8 protein-coding genes are annotated in these 10,609 nt (G+C 70.8%); 5 read left to right on the top strand and 3 right to left on the bottom strand.

Going from position 1 to position 10,609, the window contains the following annotated elements; genetic code table 11:
• The first annotated feature begins 83 nt into the window (after positions 1-83).
• The gene (locus ABD156_RS40115) at positions 84-986 is read left to right on the top strand and encodes an SDR family oxidoreductase (RefSeq protein WP_344286260.1); all 903 of its coding nucleotides are present in this window, start codon (positions 84-86) and stop codon (positions 984-986) included.
• On the opposite strand, the gene solA is transcribed toward ABD156_RS40115, so the two are convergent.
• The 3 genes from solA to ABD156_RS40130 all read right to left on the bottom strand — a co-directional run bounded on the left by solA (position 976) and on the right by ABD156_RS40130 (position 5,300).
• Complete coding sequence (solA, locus tag ABD156_RS40120; RefSeq protein ID WP_344286261.1) at positions 976-2,100, bottom strand: N-methyl-L-tryptophan oxidase; 1,125 nt, start codon at positions 2,098-2,100, stop codon at positions 976-978. The two genes, ABD156_RS40115 and solA, sit on opposite strands and share 11 nt — an antisense overlap.
• On the bottom strand, positions 2,097-4,331 hold the full coding sequence (locus ABD156_RS40125; RefSeq protein ID WP_344286262.1) for an FAD-dependent oxidoreductase: 2,235 nt from the start codon (positions 4,329-4,331) through the stop codon (positions 2,097-2,099). The genes solA and ABD156_RS40125 overlap by 4 nt, the downstream gene beginning before the upstream one ends.
• A gap of 183 nt (positions 4,332-4,514) precedes the next feature.
• Positions 4,515-5,300 (bottom strand): IclR family transcriptional regulator, encoded by a 786-nt coding sequence (locus ABD156_RS40130; protein ID WP_344286263.1) that lies wholly within the window; start codon positions 5,298-5,300, stop codon positions 4,515-4,517.
• Between the two features lie 173 nt (positions 5,301-5,473).
• Between ABD156_RS40130 and mtrA the strand changes: the two genes are divergently transcribed.
• From mtrA to ABD156_RS40150, 4 genes are all read left to right on the top strand, one after another.
• Positions 5,474-6,151 carry an MtrAB system response regulator MtrA gene (mtrA, locus tag ABD156_RS40135; RefSeq protein ID WP_005150760.1) on the top strand — a complete coding sequence of 226 codons (678 nt, stop codon included), beginning with the start codon at positions 5,474-5,476 and terminating at the stop codon, positions 6,149-6,151.
• A 7-nt stretch (positions 6,152-6,158) separates the two neighbouring features.
• Positions 6,159-7,889: an MtrAB system histidine kinase MtrB gene (gene mtrB / locus ABD156_RS40140; RefSeq protein ID WP_344286264.1), complete on the top strand. Its 1,731-nt coding sequence runs from the start codon at positions 6,159-6,161 to the stop codon at positions 7,887-7,889.
• Positions 7,886-9,640 (top strand): LpqB family beta-propeller domain-containing protein, encoded by a 1,755-nt coding sequence (locus ABD156_RS40145; protein ID WP_344286265.1) that lies wholly within the window; start codon positions 7,886-7,888, stop codon positions 9,638-9,640. Before mtrB ends, ABD156_RS40145 begins: the two co-directional genes overlap by 4 nt.
• 78 nt (positions 9,641-9,718) lie before the next feature.
• The gene (locus ABD156_RS40150) at positions 9,719-10,363 is read left to right on the top strand and encodes a ComF family protein (protein ID WP_344286266.1); all 645 of its coding nucleotides are present in this window, start codon (positions 9,719-9,721) and stop codon (positions 10,361-10,363) included.
• The last annotated feature ends 246 nt before the right edge of the window (positions 10,364-10,609 follow it).

Consider the following 10,609-nt stretch of genomic DNA (forward strand, 5'->3'; position numbering starts at 1 on the left):
CCGTCCAGTCTAGGTGATGACACCGAATGACATCAGGCGTACTGTGATGGCACTAGGTGTCATCAACCGTGGAAGGAACACTCATGCGCGTTTTCGTCACCGGGGCCAGCGGCCACGTCGGCTCGGCTCTCGTCCCCGAACTCCTCGCCGCCGGGCACGAGGTGACCGGCCTCGCCCGGTCGGACGCCTCCGCCGCGACACTCGCCGAACGCGGCGCGCAGGTGCGTCGCGGCGACCTCGACGATCTCGACGGCCTGCGCGCGGCGGCGGCCGAGGCGGACGGCGTCGTGCACCTGGCGTTCAAGCACGACCTGATGGCCAGTGGCGAGTTCGCCGGCGCGGTCGACGCGGATCTCGTCGCGCTGAAGGCGCTCGGCGAGGCCCTCGCCGGCACTGGGAAACCGCTGGTCTCGACCTCCGGCACCCTGATGTTCGCCGGGCTCGGCCGCACCGGCACCGAGGACGACCGGCTTCCCGGCGGGCCGCGAGTCGATGCGGAAAACTACGTGCTCGGGCTCGCCGACCGCGGCGTTCGGACGTCAGTCGTGCGGCTGCCGCCGTCGGTGCACAGCTCGCTCGACAAGCACGGTTTCGTCCCGACCATGATCCGCTTCGCCCGCGCGGCCGGGGTTTCGCCGTACGTCGGCGAAGGGGCCAACCGCTGGTCCGCTGGGCACACGCTCGACGCGGCCCGGCTCTACCGGCTGGCTCTGGAGAGCGCCCCGGGTGGGGTCGTGCTGCACGCGGTCGGGGATGAGGGTCTTTCGCTCCGGCAGATCGCCGAGACGATCGGTGCGCGGCTCGGTGTCCCGGTGAAGTCCATCACCGCGGAGGAAGCTCCCGCGCACTTCGCGTTCCTGGCGCCGATGGTGCAGTCGGACGCGCCGACGTCCGCCGCGCGTACTCGCGAACTGCTCGACTGGAAGCCGGAACACCCTGGCCTGCTTGAGGATCTGGCTCAGGAGCACTACTTCGCTACGGCGTGAACCTCGCCGGATCGAACAACGAGATCGGATGCCGGGTGGTGCCGTCGACGATCAGCTCGGCCAGGATCTCTCCGACTACCGGCACGAATTTGAAGCCATGGCCGGAAAATCCGCACGCCACGACCACCCGCGGATGCTGCGGATGCGGGGCGATCACGAAGTGCTCGTCCGGGGTGTTGGTGTAGAGGCAGGTCGCCGCGCGGCGGAAGGTCGCCGGGAGCGTCGGAATCCGGGAACCGACGACGGCCGCGACCGCGCGTACCTCGTCGTCGTGGATCCCCCGGTCGATCGTGTCGGCCGTGCACGGCTCGCCGCCAAGGTGGATCGCAACCTTGACGCCTTGCGCGGTGTGCGCGGGGAATCCGTAGAACTGGCCGCCTTCCGCGGTTTCCCAGATGTACACGGGATGGTCGACGAACGGCTGCACGTCCGCCGGTTCGAACCAATACTGGACCTGGCGGCGCACCTCGAAATCGACGCCTAGGTCGCCGAGCAGCACCGGTGCCCACGCGCCGGGGCACAGCACGAGCCGCTCGGCGGTGTAGTAGCTCGAAGCGGTGCCGACCCGGACCCCGGTTTCCGTGCTGGTCCAGGTGAAAACCTGCTCTTCGTGGTGCAGTTCGGCGCCGTGGCGCGCGGCGAGTTGAAGGTGTGCGGCGACGCTTCCTTCCGGCGACACGAAACCGGCGCCGGGTTCCCACAGCGCCACCTCGTCCTCGGCCGGGGCGATGGTGGGGAACCGGTGCCGGATCTCGGCCGCGTCCAGGATTTCGTGCGGGATGTCGAATTTCTCGGCGGAAAGCGTGCTTCCCGTGATCGTGCGCGACTCCGGCGGTCCGCCCATCACCGCGCCGCAGCGGGTGAACAGCGACCGTCCGGAGTCGCGTTCGAGCTGGTCCCACATCTCGTGCGCGCGCAGCAGCAGCGGTACGTAATCCGGACCTTCGAGGTACGCCTGCCGCGTGATCCGCGAACCGCCGTGGCTCGAACCGAGGTTGTGCACCGGCGCGAACTGATCGATCCCGAGCACCTTCTGGCCCCGTTGCGCCAGCCGGTAGGCGGCCGCGCTGCCCATGCCGCCGAGGCCGATCACGATCACGTCGTAATGCGTCATTCAGTGCTCCTCAACGGTTTCGCGGCCACTTTCGCCGCGAACCGTTCCCCGAAGTGTTCGATCTCCACTGGCGTGCGCGGCCGGGCGTCCTCGACGGGAAGCCAGGCGTAGGCCAGGTTTTTGTCGACGGTGTAGCCGTACGCGCCGCTCGTGACGTATCCCGCCGGGCGACCGTCGACGTACACCGGTTCGCGACCCTGCATCACGGAATGCGCGTTGTCGACGGTCAAGCACACCAGTTTCCGCCGAACCGTCGAAGGAGAACGGTGGAGAAGCGTGTCCCGGCCGAGGAAGTAACCCTTGTCCATCCGCACCGCGAACCCGAGCCCGGCTTCGTACGGATCGTGCTCGGTGGTCACGTCGATGCCGCAGCGCCGGTGCCCTTCCTCCATCCGGAGGCTGCGCAGCGCGTCCTCGCCGGCCGCGACGATCCCGTGCGGCTGCCCGGCCGCCCAGAGCGCGTCCCACAGTGCCCGGCCGAGATCCGCGCCGGTGTGCAGCTCCCAGCCGGGTTCGCCCACCTCCGACCCGCGCAGCACGGTCACCGGCACGTCGCCGACGTACGTCCGCCATACGCGGGAGTCCGATGTGGACAGTTCGGGCAGCACCCGCTCGGCGACCGGTCCCCACAGGCCGAGACAGCAGGTGCCGCCAGTGGTCTCGCGCAGCTGGACCGAGCCGTCGCCGGGCAGGTGGCGGCGCAGCCAGGCGACGTCCCGGTGATGATGCGCGGCGACGTGAAACTCCTCCACGCCGAGCCGGGCGACGGTGAGCTCGCTGCGGATCCCGCCGTCTTCGCCGAGCAGCAACGTCCCGGCGACCGAGCCGGGCGGACGGTCGAGCTGGTTCGTGGTCATCGTCTGCAGGAACGGCAGCGCGCCGCGTCCGGTGATCTCCAGCCGTCGCCGCGGGGTCAGGTCGAACAACGCCACCCGGCTCCGAGCCGCGACGGCCTCCGTGCGGCTGTCGGTATACCGCTGCGGCCGCGCCCAGCCGTCTTCCTCGCGAAACTCCGCGCCCAGCGCGACTTCGCGCTCATAGCAAGGCGAGGTCCGCAGCAGTTCCGTCGCGGGCCGTTGATGCCCCGCCGTCGCCAAACTCCGCTCCCGGACCCGGCCGGGAGCGAGCTGCAGCCGATCGAACCGCGCGAGGTCGACGGAGTGCAGGTCGAGGTGCGCTTGCCCCTCGATGAGCCAGCGCGTCAACTCCCGAGCGACGCCGGCGGACCACGCGCAGTCCACCGCCTCAGCGACCCAAAACCCGTCGAGATCCGGATGTTCGCCCAGCAACGGCAACCCGTCCGGCGTACCCGGAACCAGCTGCCGGACCCCCTCCTCGACCTTCGCCTCGGCGAGCGCGGGCACCAACCCGAGCGCAGCCGTCCACGACTCCTCGAAGCCCGCCGGAGCGAACTCGGCGTCAGTCTCGACCGGGCCGAGCGCACTGATGCCCAGCCGGTCGACGTGCTCGCGCAGCGACAGCCCGGCCCCGCGCAGAATGGGTTTGTCCGCTTCGGTGAAATGGTCGTTGTCTCCGGCGAGCTGCGCCAGCGGCGTGGTGCGCGCGTGATCGACGGCGATCGGCACCACCGGCACCGCGAGATCGACCAGCCGCCCGAACTGCGGCCCGCGCACTCCGGCGCACGAGATGACCACGTCGGCACGGAACCGGTCGGTCGCGGTCGCCACCGCGGTCACCCGGCCCGCCGTGCGCACGATCTCGACAATCTCTTGTCCGGTAAGGAATTTCGCGCCCCGCTCCTTGGCGCGACGGGCTTGGGCGAGCGCCGCGCGGATCGGCTTGACGAGCCCGTCGCCGGGAAGGTGCAGTCCGCCGATCACCTTCGCGGGGTCGAGCAGCGGGTGCAGCTGGGCGCATTCGCCCGGTTCGCGCAGATAGCCGCGCACCCCGGACGACGTCGCCCAGCCAAGCCGTTGCCGCAGCCGGGAAAGCTGCTCCGGCGCGGTCGCGAGTTCCAGGCTCCCGACCGGCTGGAAACACCAGCCGCCGTCGACGGTCAGCCCGCTGTACTTCTCCGCGGTGTACTTCGCGAATTCGGACGCCGTGCGGTCGGCGTGGGTGCGGAAGAGCAGCCCCGGCCCGGCCGAGGCGATGGCCGGCTCCGGTTCGAGGACGGTGACGTCCGTCCAGCCTCGTTCGGTCAGCTCGTCGGCGACCGCGCAGCCGAGGAGCCCGGCGCCGAGCACAACCACCCGCGGTCGCACCGCCATCGCGAGGTACCTCCTGCCTGCCGGCCGTCGCGGACGGCCCGGCTCGGGACGAGACAGGCATGCCGGAACGCCCCCGCCGGGGAACGGACGCGTTGCGGATGGAGATCGATGTTCCGTCTGCTGCAACTCACAAATTGCGGGATCGCGGGCGCGCTGTCAAGAGAGCCGCCGCGGCCCGGGAGTTCACGCGGAAAAGTAGCCAAGCTGAGCGGAAAGCTCCCGCGCCGCGTCCGCCATCGGCGCGACGATCTGCCGGATCCGTTGTTTGGACAACCGGTAGGACGGACCGGACGCGCTCATCGCCGCCACGACGTCGCCGCCGGGCCCGCGCACCGGCACCGCGACCGCGTGCATGCCCAGTTCCAGCTCCTCGAAGGACGCCGCGTAGCCGTCCTCGGCGACGCGCTCCAGCTCGGCCGCCAGCTCGTCCCGGTCGACCATGGTGCGCGGCGTGTACTGCTCCAGCTCGTGCGCGAGCATCCGCTTGCGCTCGGCGTCGTCCATCGCGGCGAGCAGCACCTTGCCGCTGGAGGTGGCGTGCAGCGGCGTGCGCTGTCCGGTCCAGTTCTGCGTGGTGATCGCCGCCGACCCGCGGGCCTGGCTGATGTTGATCGCGACGCCGTCGTCGGCGATCGCGATGTTGACCGTCTCGCCCAGTTCCTCGGCGAGCGTCTGGCAGGTCTGCCTGCCGAGCTTCGCCAGGTCCATCCGGCCGGTCGCGGCGCCCGCCAGCCGGACCACGCCGAACCCGATCGCGTACTTGCCGCGTTCGCCCAGCTGCTCGACCAGCCCGTGCGCCTCCAGCACGCTCAGCAGCCGGGACGCCGTCGACTTGTGCACGCCCAGCTCGCCCGCGATTTCGGTGATGCCGGTTTCGCCGTTGCGGGCCAGCAGCTCCAGGACCGTGATCGCCCGGTCGACGGACTGCACCGCGCTTCCCGTTGCGTTTCCCGAGTCCTGGTTCCGCATAGCGCAACAGTAACCGTTCGGCTGCGATCTGTTCGGCTGAGCGGGCGAATCCGGTCGCGGCCGGACGCCGGAAGGGGCCGGATGGCCCAACCGGGCCGGTGATCTTGATCTTTCCGGTGGTCAAACGCGCGGGTCGTGCGCGCGAGTGCGGGCGGTAGTGCGAACATGTGGTCATGAAGGCACGTGTCTTGGTGGTCGACGACGACCCGGCGCTGGCGGAGATGCTCACCATCGTCCTGCGCGGCGAGGGGTTCGACACCGCGGTGGTCGCGGACGGTTCGCGGGCGCTGCCCGCGCTGCGGGAGCTGAAACCGGACCTGGTCCTGCTCGATCTCATGCTGCCCGGCATGAACGGCATCGACGTGTGCAAGGCGATCCGCGCCGAGTCCGGCGTGCCGATCGTCATGCTCACCGCCAAGAGCGACACCGTGGACATCGTGCTCGGGCTCGAGTCCGGCGCCGACGACTACGTGGTCAAGCCGTTCAAGCCGAAGGAACTCGTCGCCCGCGTGCGCGCCCGGATGCGCCGCACCGAGGCCGAGCCCGCCGAATCGCTCACCATCGGCGACCTCGCGATCGACGTTCCCGGGCACGAGGTCACCCGGGAGGGCAAGGCGATCCCGCTGACCCCGCTCGAGTTCGACCTGCTCGTGGCGCTGGCCCGCAAGCCGCGCCAGGTGTTCACCCGCGAGGTGCTGCTGGAGCAGGTGTGGGGCTACCGGCACGCGGCCGACACCCGGCTGGTGAACGTGCATGTCCAGCGCCTGCGCTCGAAGGTGGAGAAGGACCCGGAGCACCCCGAGGTGGTGCTGACGGTGCGCGGAGTCGGGTACAAGGCCGGCCCGCCGTGAGCGTGCGATGACCGGTCTCGCGGGGCGGCTTCGAGCCGCCGCCCGCGCCACGGCCCGGCTCGCCGGCCGGGTCGTGGTTTTCGCCCGCCGCCGCGCGGTGGCGTTCAACGAGCTGTGGAAGCACTCGCTGCAGTTCCGCGTCACGATCTCGACGCTGGCGCTGTCGTCCGCCGTGGTGTTCGTGCTGGGCATGGTCCTGCAGAACCAGATCACCGAACGGCTGCTCGACACCAAGCGCCGCGCCGCGATCGAGCAGACCCAGGCGCTCGCCGACACCGCCGCGCGCGAGCTGGTCGGGATCGGCGGCGAGTCCCCGGACGCGCTGCACACGCGTCTGCAGAACGCGCTCAAGAAGATCGCGACCACGTCCTCGTCGCGCGCGGGTTCCACCGCGGGCACCTTCGAACCGGTGCTGGCCAGCGTCGGGCGCGGGCAGTCGGACACCGACCCGGTGTACGTCGGGCCGTTCAACTCGGTGCCGGAGCGGCTGCGCCAGTTCGTCGAGGCCGACCACCTCGCCCGGCTTGAGCACACGGTCGACGAGAACGGCGTGCGGACCACGTACCTGATCGTCGGCACCTCGCTGATGTCCGGGGCCAGTCCGCTGCAGCTGTACCTGCTGTTCCCGCTCACCAGTGAGCAGACCACCGTGTCGACCGTCCAGAACACCTTGTTCGTGGCCGGCATCGTGCTGCTGCTGTTGCTCGCCGGCATCACGAACCTGGTGGTCCGGCAGGTGGTGCGACCAGTCCGGCAAGCGGTCGCGGCGGCCGAGCAGTTCGCCGGCGGCGACCTCGATCAGCGACTCGCCGTCGTGGGCGAGGACGACCTCGCCAAACTCGCGGTGTCCTACAACAGCATGGCGGCCAGCATTCAGAACCAGATCCGCCAGCTCGAGGAATTCGGCGGCCTGCAGCGCCGGTTCACCTCCGACGTGTCGCACGAGCTGCGCACCCCGCTGACCACCGTGCGGATGGCCGCCGACGTGCTGCACGCGTCCCGCGAGCAGTTCCCGCCCGGCCTTGCCCGCTCGACCGAACTGCTGGTCGACGAACTGGACAGGTTCGAGGCGCTGCTCGGCGACCTGCTGGAGATCAGCAGGCTCGACGCGGGCGTCGAAGAGCTGTCCGCGGAGTACATCGACGTGCGGCCGATCGCGACCCGCGCGGTCGAGCAGGTGCGGGTGCTCGCCGGAACCGCGGGCAGCGCGGTCGAGCTGGTGCTGCCGGACGAGGACACCTCGGCCGAGGTGGACGCGCGCCGGATCGAGCGGATCCTGCGCAATCTGCTGGCCAACGCCGTCGACCACAGCGAGGGCAAACCGGTGGTGCTGACGGTCGCGGTGAACGAGACCGCGGTCGCGATCACCGTCCGGGACTACGGCGTCGGCCTGCGGGCGGGGGAGGCCGAGCTGGTGTTCAACCGGTTCTGGCGCGCCGACCCGTCGCGCAACCGGCGCACCGGCGGCACCGGGCTCGGCCTCGCGATCAGCCAGGAGGACGCGCGGCTGCACGGCGGCGTCCTCGACGCGTGGGGCGAGCCGGGCCACGGCGCGTGCTTCCGGCTCGAGGTGCCGCGCCGCCAGGGCGTGCCGATCGCGGAAAGCCCGCTGGTGCTGCCGCCGCCCGACGCCGTTTCGGAGATCACGCTGTCGCCGTCGTCGGTCGCCGAACTGCACCCCGCGCCGGAAGCGATCCTCGCCGATCCGGCCCCGGACCGGGAGGAGGTCGGTCAGTGAGGCGAGCGCTTCTTCTTCTCGCCTGCGCGCTGATGCTCGTGAGCTGCGCGAACGTTCCGCAGGAGTCGCTGCCGGTCGTGGTGTCCGCGGAAAAGGCGCCGCAGCAGGCCAACAACGCGCCGGAACCGCCGGCCAACGCCGAACCGCTCGACATCGTGCGGCTGTTCATCAAGGCGAACGCCGATCCGCGTTCGAGCAACGCGGCGTCGAAGGCGTTCCTCGACGACAAACAGCGCGGCGCGTGGCGGCCGAACCGTTCGTTCACGATCATCGACAAGACCTTCAGCACGGTCTACGACACCGCCGCCTCCGGCCCGACCAGCACGCCCGCTCCGCCGTCGACCACGCCGGATCCGAACGTCCGCACGGTCACCGTGCGCGGTTCGGTGCTCGGCACGCTGAGCGCGGACTCCGCGTTCATCCCCGGCAGCGGCCCGGCCGAGCAGACCTTCCAGGTGCGCAAGCAGGCCGACGGCCAGTGGCGGATCTCCAGCCCGCCCCCGCCGGTGCTGCTGGTGACCGACGACGAGTTCGACGGCAACTACAACCCGGTCGCGGTGAGCTTCTACTCGCCCGATTCCGGGGCCTTCGTGCCGGACCTGCGCTACGTCCCGGCGAAACCGCAGTCGGGCATGCCGGGCCGGGTGATGGACCTGATCCTGCAGGGCCCGTCGGCCGGGCTCACCGGTGCGGTGAAGAACCTGTTCGGCGACGGGGTGTCGCTCGAGAACAACGTGAAGAACAACGACGACGGCTCGCTCACCGTCCCGTTGAGCGGGCTCACCGGGACCAGTCCGGAAACCCGGTCGCTGATCGCCGCGCAAATCGTGCTGTCGATGCAGACCGTCACGTCCACCCGGATCCGGCTGCTCGCCGACGGCGCGCCGCTGGTGCGCGACCACGAGTACTGGCGCGGCAGCGACGTGCCCTCGTACAACGCGAGCCCGGACCTGCGGGGCCTGATGACGATCGGCGGCCGCGTCCGCTCGCTCAGCGACGGCGCGCCGATCGGGGGCGCGGTGGGCAACGGCGCGTACCAGGTGCTGAACGCGGCCCAGTCGATCGACGGCAAACGGCTCGCGGTGGTCGAACAGGACGGCGACCGGGTGCGGCTGCGCATCGGCGACCTCGGCCGCGACCTGCCGACGGTCGACCTCGGCGGCGGTTCGCTGAGCCGCCCGACCTGGCGGCCCGCCCCGACCGGAGCCGGTCCGTCGAACGAGGTGTGGACGGTCGTCGACCATTCGATCATCGCGCGGATGGTGCTCGACCCGAACGGCCGCTGGCTGCGCCAAAGCGTCAACGCGAACGACCTGCTGGCACTCGGGCCGATCGGCGTTCTCCGGCTTTCCCGGGACGGCGCCCGTGTGGCCGCGACGGTGAACGGCCAGCTGGTCGTGGCGTCGGTGGTGCGCAGCGGGGACACGGTCACCTTGCGCGAGCCGCGCGTCCTGCAGCCTGGTGTGCTGATCGACGTCCTGGACGTGGATTGGGGTTCTACGCCGGACACTCTCGTGGCCGCGACGTCCTCGCCCTCGCAGCCGGTCCAGCGCCTGTCGGTCGACGGACGGCGGATGGACGCCTACAACAGCTCGAACCTCACCGCCCCGGTGCGCGCGGTCGCGGCGGCGCCGGGCCAGCCGATCGTGGTCGCGGACGCCGGAGGCCTGTGGACGGCGACCGAACTGGGCGAGGTGTGGCGGCCGCAGTCGCACTCGATGCAGAACGCGGAGCCGTTCTATCCGGGGTGATCCCTTCTTGGTGCGGATTTCGGGCCGAGGTGCTCGCGCGGCCCGAAACTGTCGGTGGTCGGGTGCACACTCTTGGTCATGTTGCTGAGACTTCTGCTCAACCTGATCCTGCCGACCTTCTGCGCGGGATGTGAAACCCGCGGCGCGGCCGTGTGTGCCGGATGCGCCACGGCGTGGGGGTCCCCCACTGAGGTGTTTCGCGCGCCGCTGGCGTCGCTGGCTCCGGCGTACGCTCTGGCTCGCTATGCGGGAGTCGCCAAGCGAACCTTGATCGCCTACAAGGAACGCCGCCGTCGCGACGTGGCTCCGTTTTTGGGCCGGGTGCTGGCTGCTGGCTTGACGGCGTTGCTGCCGGGCGGTCCTCGCGCCAGTCCGTGGTGCCTGGTTCCCGCCCCGAGCCGACGGACTGCTTCCCGGGTTCGCGGCGGCCCGCACGTCCTGCGAATCGCCTCGGAAGCCGCCCGGCTGACGGGTGGTTATGTCGCGCCCGCCCTGGTGCTGACCGGTGGACGGGACGCGGTCGGTTTGAGCCGGGCCGAGCGGGCGGCCAACCTGGAAGGTCGGCTTCGCTTCGCCGCGGCTGGCCGTCCGCCGCCTGGTGCGCGGGTCGTGGTGGTGGACGACGTGATCACCACAGGCGCCACGTCCGCCGCATGCGTCACGGCGTTGAAAAACGCGGGCGTGCCGGTGGTGGCGGTGCTCGCCCTGCTCGGGACAGTCTGAAAGGCAGCCTGTCCCACGTCCGAAACCCGAACGCGTCCTGGCCCGCGTCCATCCCGTGAGTCCGCTGCGCCGAGACGCGGCGGCGTTCCAAACCGGAGGGGTCCGAAACCTGAAAGTGTCCTGGCCCGAGTCGATCCTGTGCCGCTGCGCCGAGACCGGCGTCGTCCGAGACCTGAACGTGCCCTGGTCCGAGCCCGTCCCGTGAATCCGCCGCGTCGAGGCGGGCGGCGGCCGAGATCGGCGTCG

This window comes from Amycolatopsis albidoflavus (assembly GCF_039525725.1).
Classification (GTDB): Bacteria; Actinomycetota; Actinomycetes; order Mycobacteriales; family Pseudonocardiaceae; genus Amycolatopsis; species Amycolatopsis albidoflava.

What these genes read in the sequence shown, in the direction of transcription:
- ABD156_RS40115 (WP_344286260.1), top strand. Translation starts at nt 84, where the DNA reads ATGCGCGTTTTCGTCACCGGGGCCAGCGGCCACGTCGGCTCGGCTCTC.
- solA (WP_344286261.1), bottom strand. Translation starts at nt 2,100, where the DNA reads ATGACGCATTACGACGTGATCGTGATCGGCCTCGGCGGCATGGGCAGC.
- ABD156_RS40125 (WP_344286262.1), bottom strand. Translation starts at nt 4,331, where the DNA reads ATGGCGGTGCGACCGCGGGTGGTTGTGCTCGGCGCCGGGCTCCTCGGC.
- ABD156_RS40130 (WP_344286263.1), bottom strand. Translation starts at nt 5,300, where the DNA reads ATGCGGAACCAGGACTCGGGAAACGCAACGGGAAGCGCGGTGCAGTCC.
- mtrA (WP_005150760.1), top strand. Translation starts at nt 5,474, where the DNA reads ATGAAGGCACGTGTCTTGGTGGTCGACGACGACCCGGCGCTGGCGGAG.
- mtrB (WP_344286264.1), top strand. Translation starts at nt 6,159, where the DNA reads ATGACCGGTCTCGCGGGGCGGCTTCGAGCCGCCGCCCGCGCCACGGCC.
- ABD156_RS40150 (WP_344286266.1), top strand. Translation starts at nt 9,719, where the DNA reads ATGTTGCTGAGACTTCTGCTCAACCTGATCCTGCCGACCTTCTGCGCG.